Source organism: Mucilaginibacter sp. (genome assembly GCF_028288105.1).
GTDB lineage: Bacteria > Bacteroidota > Bacteroidia > Sphingobacteriales > Sphingobacteriaceae > Mucilaginibacter.
In genome coordinates, this window is the sequence record NZ_JAQBOI010000212.1 from 1 (window position 1) to 20,576 (window position 20,576).

Consider the following 20,576-nt stretch of genomic DNA (forward strand, 5'->3'; position numbering starts at 1 on the left):
GTTTTAAAGTATCCAAAGATACCACTGTTTTCTCATTTTCGCGGGCAACATCAATACTGTTTGTTTTTAACAGCTCGGCATTTTTAAGCAAAATGGTATTTGTGGTATCCGAGATCTTTTTCTGCATTTCCACATTGGCCTTTTGCCTATTTAACGCTACAGCAATTGTCAGCTGGTTTTTCCATACCGGGATGGTGGTCGATACTATCGACTGGGCCTTCTCAGCAATGGTGGTATTGTTATTTTGCACCACACGGATCTGCGCCAAAGATTGCAACATAATGAAACGCACCACCTTTAAATCGGCCAGGCGTTTATCCAATCGGTTCACATAATCGCGCAGGTCGGCAATTTCATAGTCCTGGTACGCAGACGGGTTGCCATCCATCACTGCTAATTGCTCGTTAAGTTCTTTATACTTTAACTGGCCGGCTATGATCAGCTCTTCCATTTGATGGATGTAGTCTACATTGCTATCAAACATGGTTTGTAGCGATGCATTATCTTTAATAGAATTTACGCGGCCCGCTTTTATTTTATTGGTAATCTTATCAACATTGTTTACTACCAGGTCATATTTGGCAAACATTTTTTTGGTATCCATAACCAGGGTACGCAAGATTGGGATGCGCGATAAAACCCTTACAAAAGCATTTTGCTCCAGTTCGTCAACATCAATATAATTCAACTCATGTAGCAGATCGGTAATTAAGGTACCTACCTCGCCCGAGTCGAACGTCCTTACCGAGGTAAGGAAGGTATTGCTGTAACGCTCCATCGAGGCTTGTACATCCGTACCATAGTTCAAAATAGAGTTTACATCGGCAGGGTTTAAGTCCTTGCCTTTTTCGCTGTATTTTTTTACTTCATCGGGTGTAATGTTTGTTAAGTCAACATTCCCTTCTTTATCAAGTTTAACCGGGGTGTTACTACCTGCTGCCGGTGTGGCATTGGTTGGTTCGGCTCCCTCATTGGTTAGGTTGGTTTCCATGTGTTTTGTTTTTTTAATATGTGTTTAGCACATTTCATGTAGAGACGCGATACTTCGTGTCTGCTTTAGGACGGTGAAAAACCTTTTATTAATTATATTTATTAAGACGCGAAGTATCGCGTCTCTACGTTTATAAATAATTACGCATCACAGTGTTCACCGTTTCTTCCAGTTTCCTGTCTTTGGTAGGCTCGCCAATAGCGTTGAATTTCCATTCATCGTTTTTAACATAAAATACACCCATCACCATTGAAACGTGACCTTTAAAATCTGAACCGTTAGCGATATCATAAGTAGCAAAAATTTCGTTCACACGTTTTGGTGTACCCTCATAAATGCGGATTGATGCAAACGGGATGGTACCAAAATCTTGCCCCCTGAAGCTGTTCAACACAAAAGCAACGTGTTTAACTGCAGGGTTAAGGCTACCAAGGTCAAGCGTAATTACCTCGTTATCTAAACCGTCGTCGCCGCCCATATCACCGGTAAGGTCATCACCGCTGTGCCTTACAGCCTGGTCTTTTGATTTTAGGTTGCCAAAGTAAACCACGTCCATCAGTTTTTTATTCTCGTCGAACAAAGCGCAGCTGGCATCAAGGTCAACTGCTTCTTTAGTTCCGCCAAAGCCAAATAAACCTTTCTTTTCTATAGCGCCCCAGTTTATACCTACGCAAACGTTTTGCAATTTGCTGCCGTTGCTTTTTTCAAGGCTTATACGCTGCCCTTTTTGAAGATTAATTGCCATTATATTTTAGGTTTAGTTGTATTTATTTAAATAATCTTGCAGGCCGCCTTTCATACCGGCACCTACTGCTTCAAATTTCCATTTGTTATCACGTTTGTAAATACGGCCAAATTCAACAGCAGTCTCGATAGAGAAATCCTCTTCCAGTTCGTATTTTAAAACATCGGTATTGGTAGCCGCATCAAAAACCCTTACAAAAGAGTTTCTTACCTGGCCAAAATTCTGGCGGCGGCTTTCTGCTTCGTGGATGGTTACCACAACGCAAATTTCGGTAGCGCGGGGGTCAATTACAGTAAGGTCGATCTTTATTTGCTCATCGTCGCCATCGCCGGCACCGGTAAGGTTATCACCAGTGTGCTCAACAGCGCCATCGGGTGTTTTAAGGTTGTTATAAAACACAAAATGCTCGTCGCTCAGGATCTTTTTGTTATCGCCCAATATAAAAACTGATGCATCCAGGTCAAAAGCTGTACCTGTTGATGATGTATTGGTATCCCAGCCTAAGCCTATAGTAAATTTAGGGGCATCAATAGCCTCTCGTTGCCCTTTTTGAAGGTTAATTGCCATATTGAATTAGTTTATAATTATCTAAAAATAAAAGTTTTTTTATAAAGTTAAGGTTTTGCTCATAAGCTTCAATAGTGTGATATCCGTTGCCCAAAGCCATGTTATACAACTGGGTTATAAACGCTACAGATTGGTTTTCAATGAATACGCAAAAGCCATCAAAACTATAGTTTAATATGTATTTTACAATACGTGTATTAATACAAAAATTGCCGCTTTTTATTATCCCATCCAAATCAAATATCGATTTTACATGATGATAATTCAGGTAGTTCTCTACATTAGGATGAATGTCTGTATTGATCAGTTCGGCAAAGTACAGCATGTGTATATCGTTGCTTAGTCCGTAAGCTTTAACCATTTTCATGATCATGCGTTCGTGGCTGCCGGTAATGCGGATATCATCTAAAAACAGCAGCGTTTTATCCATCAGGAAATCTTTATCGATATGGAACTGGTCGTTACCTATCAGGTTCATTCTTTGCTCGGCGTTCAGCTCGCCATAGTCTTCCTTATAGGTAATGGTACGGTGTACTTTGGTTTCCTGCACTACAGGTAAACCTTGTTCGGCCAACCAATGGTTAAGGCGATAAACAAACCAATCTTTCATGGCGAAAGTAGCTGTTGGGATAAACGAGTACGGGCTGGAGATAACCACTATTTGTTTAGTAACCCGGTTATCTGACAGGTATTCGGTTATAAAACCATCGGCCAGTGCGGTACCAAAATCTTTAGATACCGCGCCATCGCCAAACTTAAAGCGGCTGTAATCATCCGCATCAAAGCCAAAGCTGGTATCATGATGTATATGGTGTAAAGAATATGTGGTAGATATCATTAGCTTATAAGGCTTAAAATAGTGTTCTGGTTCGAGTTTATAAGCAGGGAACTGATGCCGGTTTCGCTGGCAGGTTTTATATCATTTTTAGGGTTATCGCCAATATGGATAATACTATTTAACGGAATATTTTTACCCGCATTACATATATCTATATTATTCAACATCACTTTAAAAAATTCATGGTTTGGTTTTGACAGGCCTGCCTCGTCAGAGTATAGCTGAAAATCGAAATAGTTATCCAGTCCGTAAAGCGCTAATACCTTTCGCAATGTTTTCCCGGTGATGTATCCTGTATTGCTCAACAAACTAAAAGTTGCTCCGCTTTTTTGTTTTAGATGTTCTAACACCTCAATTGTTACATCAGCGTACATCATCGGCGGATATTTGAACAGCAGCTCCTCCATTTGCAGGTGCAGGGCATTATAATCTATATCGTCGATATTCAAACGGTCGCCGTTAATAAGGCTGATCACCATCAGGTACATTTCGTCGGCATCAATGTTCTTCCCTGTTTTTTCGTTAACAGCATTGCACATCAGATCTACCTGCCTGAATATCTTACTGATATCATCAACCGATTTACCTGTATTATTAAAGTTTTGATGGAAAAAGTGGGCGCGCTGTATTTTAAACTCCGGGTCAGATTTGATGAGCGTTAACCACAGATCAAACGAATAGTGCTGGTAATAAGACATTAGTAGATGTATCGGTTTAAGATCCGGCCCATAAATTGACGAGCCAAACTTTATCTAATATATACCTTTTATGCAACTAATTTATAAAACCACAATAAAGTTTATGTTAAGAAATAACTTATTGAATAGTTAACGCGGTACGATAAGCGATTATTGAACGAATAATGGTTTGCACTATTTGCTGCTGCCCTTCTTCCGAATTTAGAAACGTTTCTTCATCGGGGTTATTGATAAAACCCGTTTCTATTAATACAGCCGGCATGGCGCTGTTGGCCAGCACGTATAAGCCTTGTTCGCGTACCCCAAGCGAGGAGCGGCCATCTGTTTCGGTAAACTCCTGGTTTAGCAGCTCGCCAAACTTGATGCTTTGCTTGCGGTATTTTTTGGTAAACGCATCCAGGATAATGGCGTTTGCAGGGTCTGTTGCATCTAAGGCCTGGTATTTCTCCTGGTAATCTTTTTCTATGAGGATGGACGCGTTTTCGCGCATGGCTTCCAGCTGCTCTTTTACCCGGTGTAACCCATAAACCAACAGCATTACACCGTTTTGCTTATGCTCACGATAGGCATTCCCCTCGGCAGATGAATTACAGTGTATAGATATGAAAAGGTTACCCTGCGCTTTATTAGCAATGGCAGATCGCCTGTTTAGTTCAATAAAGGTATCATCGGTACGGGTCATAACAGTTGCCAGATCTGGTAATTGCGCCTGGATAGCAGCCTGCAATTTTTGGGCTATGGCAAGCGTAACATTTTTTTCGTGTGAAAAAGCGCCGTGTGCACCGCCATCTTTACCACCATGCCCGGCATCAATAATAACCGTCTTGATTTTAAAGCCCGTGCTTTTTATAGTATCTGCAGCAGGCGTGAACGAGCACAGCAGTATGTAGAAAGATAAAGCGCTGAAAGTAAATATCAGTCTTAAATATTTTTGATCCATTTATATTATTAGGGAACGCGAATTTAACTATCAGTGTATTAGTCTGCAAAAATAATTATACCTATTATTTGTTGGACTATAGTAACTCATTATAGATTAACACTAAAACAAAGCAATGTAGTTGCAATAAGTTAATTAGTTTTTGCCGTGCCCTTTTTACTGCATTTAGGGCAAAGGCCTGATGCATATATTGTAAAAGCCTGTGGTTCAAACCCGGCCGGCAGGGTCAGCTTTGGTATATTCAGTTCATTTAAGCAGTAAACATTTTTACATGCTGTACAGTTAAAATGCAGGTGTTCGTCGTGGTGGTGGTTTTCCTGGCAGTCTGAATGGCAAACCGCGTAATTAGCCGTGCCATTAAGGTCGAAAACTTTATGGATGATGCCTTTTTCCTCAAAAACATTTAAGATGCGATAGAGGGTAACCCTGTCAATATCGTTCATCACACTCTCCAGATCAGGTTGTGAGGTGGCCGTATTTTTTGAATACATCATGGACAGTACCCTTAACCGCGGGGCAGTTTTTTTAAGATTATGCTTCTGCAGCATATCTTCAAACTGGTAGTTATTTTTTACTTGTGCCATTATACTATAGTCAAACCAAACAAATAATTAATTAAGCGGCCTTTTGTTCGTCATGGTCGTGTGCATGCTTCAGGTGAAAAAAGCTATCACCCGCTTTGCATGTACCCGCATATTTATAATTCACAAAATGCGCTGTCGCTATCATAAATCCACCTATGGGTACAACAATTGCCTCTACCCAGCCTGTTATAAACAAGTGGCCAATAATGATAGTTATAAAGCCGCCAATTAATAAAGCCAAAGGCAAAATGCGGTGATGCTCTTTAAAATAAGAATTACCGATAGATGAGATCCCCACCACAAGGGCTATGATGATCATAATCCACTCTACCCAGGGGTTAGCCAAAAAACCAAGCCCTATTAGGGGTAAACTGGTAAAAAACACAGGCACCGCCGCGCAATGTATAGCGCATAATGTTGACGCTGTCATTCCTACGTTATCCAGTTTTATAGCTTTTAATCGTGAGATCATGGTGCAAAGATAATACAAATGCAACATTATTGTATTTAGAAATGTTTGCGGTTTGTAAAGAGAACGGCCCGCAAGGTTATTTAATTACACTTTGATCATTTTATAAGCCTCTTCGGCATTTACCCTTTCAATTACTTCAAACTTTTTACCGGCCTGCTCATTATAGTTTTTAAAAAAACTTTCCAACTGGTTTACAATACCATTGGGCAGTTGTACCAGCGAACTTACCTCTTTAAACAATTGCGATACCGTGGGCACAACAAAATAGCGGTCGTTACGCATAGTACTGCCATCGCGTTCGGTTTGGTTTACTTTAATGGCTCCAATTACGCGGCAATCCATACAACAACCCGGGAAGGTGGCAATTTCAGATATTACAATAACATCCAGCGGATCGCCATCACCGCCTTTGGTACCCGGTATAAACCCAAAATCAAACGGAAACACCAAACCCACCGGTAATACTTTTTTCAGCTTAAAGCATTTTAACTCTGGCTCATAATCGTACTTATGGCCACTCCCCTTTGGGGTTTCTATAATTACAGTAATAGGTTCCATTTAATTGGGTTGAATTTTGTTTACTAACAATAGTTTTGAGTGTAGTGTTTGAGGTGATATAAAGTCTGAACCGAGATTTACAGTATTATACGATTGACAGGATTTCTTTTTCCCCATGTCGGCAAAACAGCTTCGGGCGAAAACGGGCAGAACAATGGTGGCCTTGAGCGTGGCAGGGCATAGGAAATTTTGCAGAAGCGGGGGCCAAGAGGGAACGCAGTAGGGCAAAAGATTCCAGCCCGTGGTTCTGCCCGGTTTGCGGGGCAAAGGCCCGGTGCGGCAGAGAAGCCTTTTTGCCGACTTGATTTTTTGCTTCTTTTTCATCAAGGAAAAAGAAGAAGCCGTTCCGCGGCGAATGAGCGGGCCGATGTTTAGCGCACACCTATCATGAGAAATGCCGAAATAAATTCGGCATGACGGTATGGGTGGTTGCCTATCGGTAGATCGCTTCGCACCTCGCACGGAAGATGATTACAATAAAAAAACTCATAAATCCATTTAATCATGGTTCATACAATTATTGTATTTTTAACCGCCAAGTAAACAAATTATGAAATACATTTTGCTGTTGTTGCTGCTGCCTGTTTTTGCGTTTGCACAAAAAAGGCCATCAAATCAAAGTCTGTTTGATACTATCCCTTTCATCCCTAATCATACTATTGAGCGCCTGGAGGTTTTCAAAAAGCAACCGGTAATAAAAGGCGGCATTATCTTTTTGGGCAACAGCATTACCGAAATGGGTAACTGGACTAAACTACTGAACGATACCACCGTAGTAAACCGCGGCATTGGCGGCGATATTACCTACGGCGTGCTTAAACGACTTGACGACATAATTAACCGCCAGCCAAAAAAGCTTTTTATTTTGCTGGGGATAAATGATATTGGCAAGGATATCCCCGATTCTGTTATCACTTATAACTATTTCAAGATCATAAAACAGGTAAAGGAAAAAAGCCCCGCTACCACAATTTATGTGCAAAGCATTTTGCCGCTAAACCCTACTATAAAAAACTTTCCGCAGCATTATGATAAGGGCGAGCATATCCCCCGGGTAAATGCCATGCTTAAAGAAAATGCCATAAGTATGGGTTATACCTACATTAATTTGCAGCCCCTGTTTGTTGATGCGCAAAACCGCTTGGATGCAAAATACACCTACGAAGGCCTGCATCTAAAACCCGAAGCTTATACAGTTTGGGTAGCTTATCTTAAAAAAATGAAATATCTGTAACATGAAAATATTACGCGGTTTACTCCTTGTTTCGTCCTTAGCTTTTTGCCTTACGCCATCCTTCGCGCAGCAAAAAACTATTGCCGCCAAAGTAGAGGCATTGCTCAGCAAAATGACACTGGATGAAAAGATTGGTCAGCTTAACCAATACAATGGCGATTGGGCGGCAACCGGACCAGTCACCAAAGATGTGGGCAATAAGCTTGATGCGATAAAACAGGGTAAAGTAGGTTCGGTACTTAATATCATGGGCACAAATCATACCCGCACTTTCCAGGAAGCCGCTATGCAATCACGGTTAAAGATCCCGCTGCTTTTTGGGCAGGATGTAATACATGGTTATAGCATTACCTTCCCTATTCCGCTGGCCGAGGCTGCAAGCTGGGATTTGGAAGCCATGGAACGTTCGGCACGTGTAGCCGCTACCGAATCCGCTGCCGCGGGTATTCACTGGACATTTGCCCCAATGGTTGATATTGCCCGCGACCCACGCTGGGGCCGTGTAATGGAAGGCGCCGGTGAGGATACTTATTTGGGATCGCTAATAGCAAAAGCGCGTGTTAAAGGTTTCCAGGGGAAAGGCCTGGGTAATATTGATGCGGTAATGGCTTGCGTAAAACATTTCGCGGCATATGGCGCTGCTGTTGGCGGCCGCGATTATAACAGCGTGGATATGAGCAAACGCGCCCTATGGGAAACTTACCTCCCTCCTTTTAAAGCTGCTTTAGATGCAGGCGCAGCAACCTTCATGAACTCGTTTAACGATTTAAACGGCACACCGGCAACCGGTAGCAGCTATCTTCAGCGCGATATATTAAAAGGTAAATGGGGCTTTAAGGGTTTTGTTGTGAGCGATTGGAACTCCATCGGCGAAATGATCCCGCATGGTTTTGTGAAAGATAATTACGAAGCTGCCGAAGTTGCCATAAAAGCCGGTAACGATATGGATATGGAAAGCCGTGCCTACATTGGCAACCTGGCTAAATTGGTTAAGGATGGCAAGGTAAATATTAGCCTGGTTAACGATGCGGTAAGACGTGTCCTTACTAAAAAGTTTGAAATGGGATTATTTGATGATCCCTATAAATTTATTAATCCGGCGCGCGAAAAGGCGACCATGAACCAGCCAGAAAACATAGAAGCCGCGAGAGATATGGGCCGCAAAAGTATTGTGTTGTTAAAAAACGAAAAACAAATACTTCCGCTTAGCAAAGATTTTAAAACCATTGCGCTGATAGGGCCACTGGGTAAGGCTAAGTGGGATCTGAAAGGTGCATGGTCAACCGATGTAGACCCCAATGAAAATGTAGTATCTATCTACGAGGGTATCCAAAAGCAGGCACCAAATGCCAAATTGCTTTACGCCGAAGGTTGCAAGGTAACCGATAGCGTAAGCGTTGATTTTACAGAAGCCGTAGAAACCGCAAAAAAAGCCGATGTTGTGGTTATGGCTGTTGGCGAAAACATATTCATGACCGGCGAGGCACGCAGCAAGGCCAATATCCATATCCCCGGTGTACAGGAAGATCTGATAAAAGCCATTGTGGCAACTGGCAAACCTGTAGTGGTGCTGTTAATGGCGGGCAGGCCAATGGTATTTAACTGGACAGCCGCCCACGCCCCTGCCATTGTTTATGCCTGGTGGCTGGGCAGCCAAATGGGTAACTCGGTAGCCGATGTGCTGTTTGGTAACTATAATCCCGCAGGCAAACTACCCATGACCTTTCCGCGCAGCGAGGGACAAATTCCTATTTATTATAACTATCTCAACACCGGCAGGCCTTCGCAAGGTGATAACGACACTTTTTACCGCTCGTCTTATATCGACCTGCCAAACACGCCGCAATACGCTTTTGGCTATGGTCTAAGCTATACTACATTCGGGTACAGCAATATCAGCATCAGTAAAACAACCATCAAAAAAACCGAAACGCTTACGGTGTCCTTCGATTTGCAAAACACGGGCAAAGTAGCGGGCGAAGAAATTGCACAGCTGTACATTCGCGATATGGTGGCACAACCTTTAAGGCCCATTAAGGAGCTAAAGGACTTTAAGAAAGTAATGCTTGCCCCGGGCGAAACCAAACGGATCACTTTTATCATCGACAAAGAAAAGCTGGCTTTTTATAATGATAGCCTGGAACGTATTACACAACCGGGCGAGTTTAAAGTAATGATAGGCGCGGCATCAAACAATATTAAACTGGAGAAAAGCTTTCAGCTAACAAACTAATACCTATTACACCATGACAAGAACTAAAGTTGCCATCTTGGGCGCAGGATTTATATCAGACATTCACATAGAATCGTACCATCGCTTTATCCCCGAGGCCGAGATCGTAGCGGTTTACGCCCGTAACCTGGATAAAGCCAAAGCCTTTGCCGAAAAGCACCACATCCCCGCATATTTTGATGATATAGACCAGCTATTAGCCCAAACTGATTGCGAGGTGATAGACATTTGCATACCTAACTATCTGCATGCAGGGGCAACTATCAAAGCGGCCAACGCAAGCAAGCACGTCATTATTGAAAAACCACTGGCTGTTACTTTAGAAGAAGCCGACGATATGATCGCCGCTTGCAAGGCCAATAACGTAAAGCTGATGTATGCCGAAGAACTTTGCTTCGCGCCAAAGTATGAGCGTGCAAGGCAGGTGGTAAAAGAAGGCGCTGTTGGCGAAGTGTACATGCTTAAACAAGCCGAAAAGCACTCGGGCCCGCATACCGACTGGTTCTATGATATTAACCTGGCCGGTGGCGGCGTACTCATGGATATGGGCTGCCATGCTATGGGCTGGTTCCGTTGGATGCTGGGCAACGCAAAGGTGAAAAGTGTGTACGCTACTATGGATACCGTTTTACACGGCGGCCGCACTAAGGGGGAAGATAATGCTGTGGTGATTGTTGAGTTTGAAAATGGTGTTACCTGCGTTGCTGAGGATAGCTGGGCCAAACACGGTGGTATGGATGACCGCTGCGAGATCTATGGCAAAGGCGGCGTTATTTATGCCGATCTGTTTATGGGTAGCTCGGCTCTAACTTACAGTCGCGAAGGATATGGCTATGCCATGGAAAAGGCCGACACCTCTGCAGGATGGAGTTTCACCATTTTTGAGGAAGTATTTAACCAGGGCTACCCGCACGAATTAAAACACTTTATTGAATGCGTGCGCGAAGATAAAACCCCGCTGGTAACCGGCGAAGATGGCCGCGCTGTGCTGGAAATGCTGTACGCAGCCTACGCATCGGCAGGGCAGGGTAAAAAGATAAGCCTGCCATTCCACCCAAAAGTAGACCGCCCCATTGACCTGTGGCTTAACGCAAAACAAGACTAAAATCATGAAAATAGCAATATACGATACGTACGACGCTATGTCGAAAGCGGCAGCCGAACTGGTTGCACAACAACTGGCAGAAAAGCCAGCCTCTGTATTATGTGTCCCCTCGGGCGATTCACCTACCGGCACATTAAATTATCTGGTAGAATGGGCGAACGAAGGCAAAATAGACCTGAGCCAATGCCACTTTGTTGGTTTGGATGAATGGGTAGGCATGGACGAGAACGACGTAGGCAGCTGTAAATACTATCTGAAGCATAACTTTTTTGATAAACTGAACACCAAATTAGCCAACGTTACCCTGTTTGATGCCAAAGCTGCCGATCTTGACGCCGAATGCGAGCGGATCAACAACTTTATCAGCAGCAAAGGAGGGCTGGATATTATGATGGTAGGCATTGGTATGAATGGCCACCTTGGGCTTAACGAACCCGGCACCGATTTTAACTTATATGCCCACCACTCTGCCCTGGATCCGGTTACCGTACAAGTTGGCCAAAAATACTTTCAGCAGGAAACTAAACTAACCGAGGGCATTACCCTTGGCTTAAGGCATCTGTCAGAAGCTGGCAAAGCTGTATTGATAGCATCCGGTGCAAAAAAGGCAGCTATTATTCACGAAAGCTTGCAGGGAACGGTAACTACAGATATACCTGCGTCTATCCTGCAAAAACTGGCTAACGCTGTAATATTGCTTGATAAAGATGCTGCATCCCAACTGGAACATGCTTCCTGATCATGAAAGAAAAGCTAAAACAGATACAAGAGCATTTGCAAAACGCCCCGGCATTACTGGCCAATAAAAAAGTGGCCGCCGGTTTTGATGGCTTTGTAGATTCTATTGTAAAGGTGGTTAACTACAAATCTGACGATGCCGGTACGGTTTTCTTCCGCACCATTAGCGAATTTGGTGGCTATATCAGCGGCAAAAGCGGTTCTGGTTTTAGTTTAGAGAGCGAAGAACTGGTGCAGAAACTTGGTGGCAATATGCCAATTATGGCTAACGCGCTCGCGAGTATGGGTGTTGGTGTAGATTGCGTGGGCGCATTTGGTGTCCCTACGGTTGTGCCCGCCTTCGCGGGGATGCATGCCAATTGCAATCTGTACAGCTTTACCAACCCAGGGTTTACCACAGCTATGGAATTTGCCGATGGCAAAATTATGCTGGCTCAAATGACCGATCTGAACCGTTCTGATTGGAACACCATTAAACAAACCATCGGCCTTGAAAAGCTAAAGGAAATATTTACCGGTGCCAATCTTATTTGCCTGGTAAACTGGAGCGAGCTGGACCATTCCAATAATATCTGGCAGGGGCTGCTGGATGATGTGTTAGCTGATAATGCTATTCACCAGCCTAAACAATTTTTCTTTGATCTTTCCGACTGTTCTAAACGCCGTGCCGAGGCCATTAGTTCGGCCATAAAGCTTATTGAACAGTTCGGAACTTACGGTAAAGCAACGCTTAGTCTGAATAGAAACGAGGCTAATATTCTGTATAACACCTTCTTTAACGGCGCTCCTCCTGCCGACCTGCAGGCAACAGGTAACAAACTTTTTACGCGACTGAATATCGATACGCTTATCATCCATAATTCGAAAATTTCGGTAGCGTGGGATAGTGATGGCGTGTATGTAAACGAACCCATTTTTATTGCCGAACCAAAGATCTCGACCGGTGCCGGCGACAATTTCAACGCCGGTTATTGCATGGGTAAACTGCTGGGGCTGGATGTTGAAGCTTCGTTGGTCATGGCTAATGCTACATCTAACATCTATATAAATACGGGAGAAAGCCCTGGAATTGAGGCTTTAAGCAGCCATTTTAGTTAATAGCTTGGAGTGAACCAAACAAGAATAAAGTTCATTGCCGTTGACTTCAGTCAACGGATAACAAAGAAGCATAAACAGGCTTTAGCCAAACTTAAGGAATGCTGCTAAAGCCGTATTTCTAATTGTCCTTATCTGCCCCATAAATGGGACGGCAATGATGTTTGCTGTTAAACTTTGTATATGGCACCATAGGCGATTTCAAAAGCCGTTTTTAGAGGCAGGCGCTTACTTTTCCAAAAAAATAATTGCATCTTTATAATACCAACAATTATAAACTTCATGTCAGTAAATTCTCCAGATACCAATTCGGGCAGTACTGCCGCGAACACATTTGATGCTATTGTTATTGGTTCGGGCATTAGCGGTGGCTGGGCTGCCAAAGAGCTTTGCGAACAGGGAATGAAAACCCTTGTTTTAGAGCGTGGCCGCGATGTAAAACACTTAAAAGATTACCCAACAGCTACCACCCCCCCGTGGGATTTTAAATACCGCGGGCGCATGAGCGCGGAGTTTTATAAAGAGAACCCGCTCATTACAAAAGCCGCTGGTTTTGGCGATGATTGCGATCACTTCTTTATTAAAGATGCCGACCATCCATACGTACAAGAGAAGCCTTTTGAGTGGATCCGTGGCTACCAGGTTGGGGGGAAATCATTAACCTGGGGCCGAGCTACACAGCGCTGGAGCGAGTTTGAGTTTACCGCGCCAGAGCGTTTTGGCTACGGCATTGGCTGGCCAATAGGCTATAAAGATGTTGCGCCATGGTACTCGCATGTAGAAAAATTCATCGGTATCTGCGGCAGCAAAGATGGTTTAGAAGCCATGCCCGATGGCGAGTTTCAGCCGCCGTTTGAAATGAATGTGCCGCTGCAACATATCAAGCAATCGTTAAAAGAAAATTATACCGACCGCCACCTGGTGCATGCCCGCTGGGCGCACCTCACCGAACCACAACAGGTACACCTTGACCAGGGTCGTGGTAAGTGCCAGGCACGCAATATGTGTATGCGTGGTTGTCCGTTTGGTGGCTATTTTAGTTCGGTTAGCTCTACCCTGCCATGGGCAGAGAAAACCGGCAACCTTACTGTGCGCCCGCATTCTGTTGTGCACTCGGTTATTTACGATGAAAAACTGGGCAAGGCAACCGGTGTCAGGATCATAGATGCCAATACTAAAGAAGTTATCGACTATCATGCCAAGGTGATATTCATGAATGCCTCGGCCTTAAATACCAACCTGATCCTGCTTAACTCAAAATCAAACCGGTTCCCAAATGGGCTGGGTAATGATAGTGGTATGCTGGGCAAATATGTTGCTTTTCATAATTACCGGGCTTCGGTATCCGGCACATTGGATGGTTACCTAGATAAATACTATTTCGGCCGTAACCCTACCGATCTGATACTGGTAAATTACCGCAACCTGCACAAACGCGACACCAATTATTTTGGTGGATACACCACCTTTATGAATGCTTATCGTGAGCAACACCCGCAAGATAGCGTGGACGGACAAGTTGGCGCGCAATACAAGGACGACCTGTGCGAACCGGGCGGGTGGCATGTATTTGCCTATCTGCAAGGCGAAACTGTACCGGTAGAAAGCAACCACGTACGCTTAAGCGAAACTGAGAAAGATCAGTGGGGTATCCCGCTGTTAGTTACTTCGGTTGAGTATCATCCCAACGATGATCTGATGACGGAAGATTTTCTGAACCAAACCGCCGAAATGTTAGAGAAAGCAGGTGTTAAAAACATCAGCAAATACAACAATAAACAGGCACCGGGATTGGACATTCACGAAATGGGCGGTGTGCGGATGGGTAAAGACCCAAAAACATCATTACTAAACGCGAATAACCAGCTGCACGCCTGCAAAAATGTATTTGTTACCGATGGCGCCTGTATGACCAGTACCGGTAATCAAAGTCCGTCGATACTGTATATGGCGCTTACTGCAAGGGCGGCTACTTTCGCGGTTAACGAGATCAAAAAAGGTAATCTTTAAAACAACATTAATGAGAAAACTAACTTTTTTATTGCTTGCAGCCATTGCGGTGAGCGCTTGTAATTCATCTGAAAAGAAAGCGGATAATTCAAAGGACAGCATTAACGCCTCGGAAATAAAACCGGGCGAGTGGGTAGCCTTGCTTAACGGTAAATCATTAGATGCCTGGCATGCTTACGGGAAAGGCACGGTTGGCAAATCATGGAAAATGGAAGACGGCGTACTGCACCTTGATGCATCTAAAAAAGCCGACTGGCAAAGTGCTGATGGCGGCGATATTGTGACCAACGATGAGTACGAAAACTTCGACCTGAAAGTGGAGTGGAAGATATCGCGGGCAGGCAATAGCGGCATTATGTTTTATGTGCACGAGGATACCACCAAATACAAATATCCTTGGCAAACCGGCCCCGAAACACAAGTGGCCGATAACAAAGAGAACGAAGATGGCAAGCTTATCAGGCACCGCGCCGGCGATCTGTACGACCTGATGTCGATATCAAAAGAAGTGGTAAAACCAGCCGGCGAATGGAACAAGACCGAAGTTATAGCCAACAATGGCAAACTTGATATTTTAGTGAACGACGAAAAGGTATTATCAACCACCCTGTGGGATGATAGTTGGAAAAAACTGGTTGCCGCCAGTAAATTTAAAGAATGGCCCGGCTTTGGCACCTACAAAAAAGGCCGCATAGCTTTGCAAGACCACGGCGCCGATGTATGGTTCAGGAATGTGGAGATAAAGAAATTATAATTTCACTTAACTTATTCTTTACCCCCTCTCTGCTACGCAAAGAGGGGGTTTGTCTTTCATCTCCTTCCGTAACAAATCCCTCCTTGGGGAGGGGTGCGGCTGGAATGTGTAATAGCAGGGAGGGGTTGAATCGCTCATGCCTCCACCTTTTCGACATCTCTTCGTAGCAAATTGACTTTCTTCGGACTTACCTGCTGCACCTTTTTTAAGTTATTCCTTATCTTTGCTTTATGCAACCCCGCCCGGAAATATTGACCATTGACGATATCAAACTGCTTGTTGATACCTTTTACCAAAGGATACAAACAGATAAATTGCTGGGACCAATATTTAATGAGCAGATACAGGACAGGTGGCCTATCCATCTCGAAAAAATGTACCGCTTTTGGCAAACGGTTTTATTGGAGGAGTACACCTACAACGGGGCTCCTTTCCCTCCTCATGCAAAATTACCTGTTGGCCCCGAACATTTTGCGCAATGGTTGGAACTATTTACCCAAACAATAGACGAACTTTTCACCGGCGAAAAAGCCGACGAAGCAAAATGGCGTGCAGGTAAAATGGCAACCATGTTTATGGCCAAAATAGAATACTTCAAAAATAACCCGCTGAATATTTTATAGCCTGTTATTAGAGGGCGAACCAATCGTACCAATTTTCTATTTGATACTGGTACCCCAGTACGCTTTCTACACTCAGGCTCGATATAATTTTCCATTCCTTCAACTCCGGTAAAAAATCAGGCAAAATCAATCCAGATTTAGCGGCGGCCTGCGTATAAAATGCAAATTTTGGGGGGTGATGTGGTGTACATGCATTAAATGTATAGCCGAAGGCATCTTTGTCCAATATGGCCAGCGTAAGTCCAACGCAATCGTCCTGGTGGATCATATTAACCGGTGCCTGGCCATTTGGTATGTCCTTCTTTCCGGCGAAGAACCTGCCCGGATCACGGCCGGGGCCAATCAATCCACCGAAACGGATAATGGTGGTTTTAAAAGCGGTTTGCTGCCTGAATAGTTCCTCCGCTTCAAAAAGTATTACGCCCGAAGCAGTATCCGGTTTAGGATCGGTTAGTTCGTTTACTTCTTTATTCTGATCGGCATATACCCCTGTAGAGCTGATAAGAATAACCTTTTTAACTTCATGCTGATGGATAGCACCAAGAACACGCTGTAATTTTGGCACATATTCTGCCCCTTCGCCCGAACGGCTTTTGGGTGGGATAGAGATCACCAATACATCGCAGGCAAAAAACTGAGGATCGTAATCTGTATGATCGGCTGATAGATTAATAAGAAAGGGGTTGATGCCTTCCGCTGTAAGGGTTGCCAGTTTATCTGCAGATGTGGTGGATCCATTAACCGTGACGCCATTGGCTACAAGCGTTTTTGCCAGCGCCATTCCATACCATCCACAACCTAAAATACTAACCGTCATATTTGAGCGAAGATAACGAGCTGAAATGGAACACTAAAACAAAAACCAATGTTATATTTGTGCATGGATACTCCGCAAACTTTACCTGTTTTAACCGATACCGAATTAAGGGTACTGGGTTCGCTGATGGAAAAAAGCAAAACCACACCAGATTATTACCCCATGACCCTCAACGGACTTACCGCTGCCTGTAACCAGAAAACTGCCCGCAGGCCGGTAGTTGATTATGACGAGAACACGGTAATGCTTGCGCTGGATACGCTAAAGCGCAAAGGGCTGATATCTACAGCAACAGGCGGAAGCAGCAGAGCTACAAAGTACAAGCATAATTTTGGTATTGTATTCCCTGTAGTGCCATCAGAAGTAGCGGTAATATGCCTTTTAATACTTCGCGGGCCGCAAACGCCGGGCGAGATCAACACCAATTCGGGCAGGTTATACGAGTTTGAAGATCTGGACGAGGTACAGGCTATGCTGGAAAAACTGGCAGGCGGCGACATGCCTTACGTATTGCAGTTACCTAAACGCCCCGGGCAAAAAGAAGTACGCTACCGTCATCTTTTAGGCGGAACTATTGTTGAAGATGATACACAGGATGAACCATCACGCCGCGCATCTACATCTGAACTGGAAGAACGTCTGAGCAAGGTTGAAACCGAACTGGCCGAGTTAAAAAAAGCTTTTGATAGCCTGATGAAAGAGTTAAGTTAATCGCGATAATTAGTTTCCTGGTTTATTTTGGTTTCTATGCGCCTGTCGGGAATAAACCACATACAGGCTACCAGTATGTACATAGCAAGTGCCAGCCATGAATGTACAAATGCTACTACTATAGCTGCCGAGTAGATACCAACCGATAGTTTACCCTTTGTATCATTACCCACAGCACGTGCGATGAGGGAGTTTTCGCCGTGATGGCGAATAAGTAATTTTGCCAATATAGTGTAAGCTATACCGTTCATTGCTAATACGGCTCCGTAACATATCACCGGCCACTGGGCAAAATGATTCTCGCCCATCCAGGCAGTTACGAATGGTATCAGCGATAGCCAAAATAACAGGTGCATATTAGCCCAAAGTATCGCCCCATTTACCGACTTAGCCGCATGCAGCATATGGTGGTGGTTATTCCAATATATACCCACATAAATAAAGCTGAGCACATAGCTCAGAAACACCGGCCCAAGGTGGCGTAAAGCTTCCCAGCTGGCATCGTGCGGCACCTTAAGTTCCAACACCATAATGGTGATAATGATAGCAATAACACCATCACTAAACGCCTCTAACCGTCCTTTACTCATCCTTATACTTCTTTTTAAGTTGTGTTGATTTATACGCCGCCAAATATAGAGAACCCGCCATCTACGCAGATCATTGACCCGGTTACAAATGCCGAGGCATCGCTAAGCAGCCAAACCAGTGCGCCGATCAGTTCATCCGGGTGGCCGAAACGTTTAAACGGCGTATTTTTGATAACCAGTTCGCCGCGTGTAGTGTAGCCACCATCCGGGGTGGTTAACAAGTTCCTGTTCTGTTCGGTCAGGAAAAATCCGGGGGCTAAAGCATTCATACGGATAGCATCACCATAACGGTTTGCCAACTCTACCGCAAACCACTGTGTATAGCAGTCAACCGCGGCCTTACCCATATTATAACCCAACACTTTTGTAATGGCCCTTTTGGAGTTCATGGAAGAGATATTCACAATACTGCCCTTCCCTGTTTTAGCAATAGCTTCGCCGAACACTTGTGTAGGGATAAGCGTGCCCCAAAGGTTCAGGTCGGTCACTTTCTTCATCCCCTCTAATTTCATCGAAAAAATATCCTCTTCGGGTTGTAGTACACCCTCGGGCATGTTACCGCCGGCGGCATTTACAAGTCCATCTAACCTGCCAAATTTATCAAGCAGTAAGGTTCTGGCAGCTATCAATTCGGCCTCGTTCATGGCATCCGCCACCAAAGCCAGTGCTTTACCCCCATTTTGGTTAATGGCATCCGCTCTTTCTTCGGCAATCTGCCTGTTGCGGCCTAATATACCTACCGCACCACCGGCTTCAACAATACCATTCACAAATGAATTACCTAAAATACCCGTACCGCCTGTTACTACTATAACTTTGTCGGCTAATGAATATATATTGTTCATAATGTTATTTAATATCAGTTATCGCAATTGCATCCATATCGGTATAATCTAAATTTTCGCCGGCCATGCCCCAAATAAAACTATAAGTGGCCGTGCCACTACCCGCATGGATACTCCATGGTGGCGAAACTACAGCTTCGTAATTATCCATTACAATATGCCGGGTATCCTGCCCCTCGCCCATGTAATGAAATATCCGTTGCCCGGCAGGTAAGTCAAAATAAAAATAAGCTTCCATTCGCCTGTCATGTACATGCGGCGGCATGGTGTTCCATACGCTACCCTCGCTCAAAACAGTAAGGCCCATAACCAGCTGGCAGCTTTGTATGCCTTCGGCATGGATATATTTATTTATCACACGCACATTAGCCATTGAGGTAGTACCTGCATTTACTTTTGCGGCCTCGCTGTGCCCCATTCTTGTGGTGGGGTACGTGGCATGAGCCGGTGCTGACAATATGTAGAATACTGCGGGCTGCGCGGCATCCTTACTTGAAAAACTAACTTCCTTAACGCTCTTACCTATGTACAGGCAATCCAGTTTATTTACTGCATAGGTTTGCCCATCGGCAGTTACCTCGCCATCACCGGCAACGTTAATAATTCCTATTTCCCTGCGTTCTAAAAAATATTCGGCACGCAGGTTTGGATAATTTGGTAAGGTTATTTTTTCGGTCGTTGGGTTAGCTGCCCCGATCACCATCCTGTCGTAATGGGTATAAACCAGGTTTATCTGGTTTGGCTGTACCAGCTTATCCATTAAAAACCTCTCCCTTATCTTTTCGGTTTGGTAGGTTTTAAAATCTTCGGGATGTACACTTTGTAATACTTTCAAGGCAGATATTTTTTATATTTATGCTTTAACAAACCAGCCTGTGAAGGCACCCTTTATAAAATCTAAACTATGAAACATTTATCAGCATACAAAAACCTGTGCCTGCTAATTACATTTTTACTTACAAACAGCCTTTGCATAGCGCAGCAAACTAAATGGACTGATAAAAACGCGAACGAATTATATAATAGCTATGCCCTTGCAATCGGGTCAAAAATAAAAGCGCATAAGCCTGCTGATGTAATTGCCTTTGCCAAACAATACGAAACAAATAAAGCAGCATGGGATAAAGCAGCCGCTTTTATACACGACCGCAACCTACAGATGATGGCACCTGGCAAATACCCTATTGACGGTGATAATGTTTATGCAATTATAACCGAAGGCGCACCAAAGCAACTGGACACTGCGGGCTGGGAAGGCCACAGAAAATATGCCGACCTGCATTATGTGATAAAAGGGAAAGAAAAGATAGGGATTGTTACTGTTGATGTTTTAAAAGTGACCAAGCCTTACGATGAAACAAAAGATGTAGAAAATTACTATACCAACGGAAAGTTTTATACGGCAACACCCAATAACTTTTTCATATT

Annotated in this window: 23 protein-coding genes; 10 read left to right on the top strand and 13 right to left on the bottom strand. The window is 44.0% G+C overall.

Features of this window, described 5'->3' with window-relative positions; all coding sequences use genetic code 11:
* The 9 genes from JWQ85_RS14345 to JWQ85_RS14385 form a co-directional block, all read right to left on the bottom strand.
* A partial coding sequence (locus JWQ85_RS14345; RefSeq protein WP_299469111.1) for a toxic anion resistance protein occupies nt 1-991 on the bottom strand: 991 nt, incomplete at its 3' end.
* Between the two features lie 130 nt (nt 992-1,121).
* On the bottom strand, nt 1,122-1,736 hold the full coding sequence (locus JWQ85_RS14350; protein WP_299469113.1) for a TerD family protein: 615 nt from the start codon (nt 1,734-1,736) through the stop codon (nt 1,122-1,124).
* 12 nt (nt 1,737-1,748) lie between these two features.
* A complete protein-coding gene (locus JWQ85_RS14355; RefSeq protein WP_256538025.1) occupies nt 1,749-2,303 on the bottom strand; it encodes a TerD family protein in 555 nt (184 codons plus the stop codon).
* Nucleotides 2,293-3,141, bottom strand: a complete 849-nt coding sequence (locus JWQ85_RS14360) for a phosphoribosyltransferase family protein (RefSeq protein ID WP_299469116.1) — start codon at nt 3,139-3,141, stop codon at nt 2,293-2,295. Before JWQ85_RS14360 ends, JWQ85_RS14355 begins: the two co-directional genes overlap by 11 nt.
* A complete protein-coding gene (locus JWQ85_RS14365) occupies nt 3,141-3,839 on the bottom strand; it encodes an HAD family hydrolase (protein ID WP_299469118.1) in 699 nt (232 codons plus the stop codon). The genes JWQ85_RS14360 and JWQ85_RS14365 overlap by 1 nt, the downstream gene beginning before the upstream one ends.
* 118 nt (nt 3,840-3,957) lie before the next feature.
* Nucleotides 3,958-4,779, bottom strand: a complete 822-nt coding sequence (locus JWQ85_RS14370; protein ID WP_299469120.1) for an N-acetylmuramoyl-L-alanine amidase — start codon at nt 4,777-4,779, stop codon at nt 3,958-3,960.
* A 131-nt stretch (nt 4,780-4,910) separates the two neighbouring features.
* Nucleotides 4,911-5,363 carry a Fur family transcriptional regulator gene (locus tag JWQ85_RS14375; RefSeq protein WP_299469122.1) on the bottom strand — a complete coding sequence of 151 codons (453 nt, stop codon included), beginning with the start codon at nt 5,361-5,363 and terminating at the stop codon, nt 4,911-4,913.
* Between the two features lie 31 nt (nt 5,364-5,394).
* A complete protein-coding gene (locus tag JWQ85_RS14380) occupies nt 5,395-5,835 on the bottom strand; it encodes a MerC domain-containing protein (protein WP_299469124.1) in 441 nt (146 codons plus the stop codon).
* A gap of 84 nt (nt 5,836-5,919) precedes the next feature.
* The gene (locus JWQ85_RS14385) at nt 5,920-6,393 is read right to left on the bottom strand and encodes an inorganic diphosphatase (RefSeq protein ID WP_299469126.1); all 474 of its coding nucleotides are present in this window, start codon (nt 6,391-6,393) and stop codon (nt 5,920-5,922) included.
* 550 nt (nt 6,394-6,943) lie between these two features.
* Between JWQ85_RS14385 and JWQ85_RS14390 the strand changes: the two genes are divergently transcribed.
* The 8 genes from JWQ85_RS14390 (at nt 6,944) to JWQ85_RS14425 (ending at nt 16,185) form a co-directional block, all read left to right on the top strand.
* Nucleotides 6,944-7,627 carry a GDSL-type esterase/lipase family protein gene (locus tag JWQ85_RS14390; protein ID WP_299469128.1) on the top strand — a complete coding sequence of 228 codons (684 nt, stop codon included), beginning with the start codon at nt 6,944-6,946 and terminating at the stop codon, nt 7,625-7,627.
* Nucleotide 7,628: 1 nt separating this feature from the next.
* Nucleotides 7,629-9,860, top strand: a complete 2,232-nt coding sequence (locus JWQ85_RS14395; RefSeq protein ID WP_299469130.1) for a glycoside hydrolase family 3 N-terminal domain-containing protein — start codon at nt 7,629-7,631, stop codon at nt 9,858-9,860.
* A gap of 13 nt (nt 9,861-9,873) precedes the next feature.
* Complete coding sequence (locus tag JWQ85_RS14400) at nt 9,874-10,965, top strand: Gfo/Idh/MocA family oxidoreductase (protein ID WP_299469132.1); 1,092 nt, start codon at nt 9,874-9,876, stop codon at nt 10,963-10,965.
* Nucleotides 10,966-10,969: 4 nt separating this feature from the next.
* Nucleotides 10,970-11,704 (top strand): 6-phosphogluconolactonase, encoded by a 735-nt coding sequence (locus tag JWQ85_RS14405; RefSeq protein ID WP_299469134.1) that lies wholly within the window; start codon nt 10,970-10,972, stop codon nt 11,702-11,704.
* A gap of 2 nt (nt 11,705-11,706) precedes the next feature.
* Nucleotides 11,707-12,801, top strand: coding sequence for a PfkB family carbohydrate kinase (locus JWQ85_RS14410; RefSeq protein ID WP_299469136.1), 1,095 nt, complete (start codon nt 11,707-11,709; stop codon nt 12,799-12,801).
* 279 nt (nt 12,802-13,080) lie between these two features.
* A complete protein-coding gene (locus JWQ85_RS14415) occupies nt 13,081-14,808 on the top strand; it encodes a GMC family oxidoreductase (protein WP_299469138.1) in 1,728 nt (575 codons plus the stop codon).
* 10 nt (nt 14,809-14,818) lie between these two features.
* Nucleotides 14,819-15,562, top strand: a complete 744-nt coding sequence (locus tag JWQ85_RS14420; protein ID WP_299469140.1) for a DUF1080 domain-containing protein — start codon at nt 14,819-14,821, stop codon at nt 15,560-15,562.
* Between the two features lie 230 nt (nt 15,563-15,792).
* Complete coding sequence (locus tag JWQ85_RS14425) at nt 15,793-16,185, top strand: group III truncated hemoglobin (RefSeq protein WP_299469142.1); 393 nt, start codon at nt 15,793-15,795, stop codon at nt 16,183-16,185.
* A 7-nt stretch (nt 16,186-16,192) separates the two neighbouring features.
* Here the strand turns inward: JWQ85_RS14425 and JWQ85_RS14430 are convergent, their stop codons facing one another.
* Nucleotides 16,193-17,002, bottom strand: a complete 810-nt coding sequence (locus JWQ85_RS14430; RefSeq protein WP_299469144.1) for an SDR family oxidoreductase — start codon at nt 17,000-17,002, stop codon at nt 16,193-16,195.
* Nucleotides 17,003-17,065: 63 nt separating this feature from the next.
* Between JWQ85_RS14430 and JWQ85_RS14435 the strand changes: the two genes are divergently transcribed.
* Entirely contained in the window at nt 17,066-17,713 is a 648-nt protein-coding gene (locus tag JWQ85_RS14435) for a YceH family protein (RefSeq protein WP_299469146.1), read from the top strand.
* Here JWQ85_RS14435 and JWQ85_RS14440 read toward each other — a convergent pair.
* The 3 genes from JWQ85_RS14440 to kduI are packed head-to-tail and all read right to left on the bottom strand — an operon-like array spanning nt 17,710 to nt 19,983.
* Nucleotides 17,710-18,303, bottom strand: a complete 594-nt coding sequence (locus JWQ85_RS14440; protein ID WP_299469148.1) for a TMEM175 family protein — start codon at nt 18,301-18,303, stop codon at nt 17,710-17,712. The two genes, JWQ85_RS14435 and JWQ85_RS14440, sit on opposite strands and share 4 nt — an antisense overlap.
* A 29-nt stretch (nt 18,304-18,332) precedes the next feature.
* Entirely contained in the window at nt 18,333-19,148 is an 816-nt protein-coding gene (locus JWQ85_RS14445) for an SDR family oxidoreductase (protein ID WP_299469150.1), read from the bottom strand.
* A gap of 4 nt (nt 19,149-19,152) precedes the next feature.
* Entirely contained in the window at nt 19,153-19,983 is an 831-nt protein-coding gene (gene kduI / locus JWQ85_RS14450) for a 5-dehydro-4-deoxy-D-glucuronate isomerase (protein ID WP_299469152.1), read from the bottom strand.
* A gap of 69 nt (nt 19,984-20,052) precedes the next feature.
* Between kduI and JWQ85_RS14455 the strand changes: the two genes are divergently transcribed.
* Nucleotides 20,053-20,576: YhcH/YjgK/YiaL family protein (locus JWQ85_RS14455; RefSeq protein ID WP_299469154.1), on the top strand; the 524-nt coding region annotated here is incomplete at its 3' end.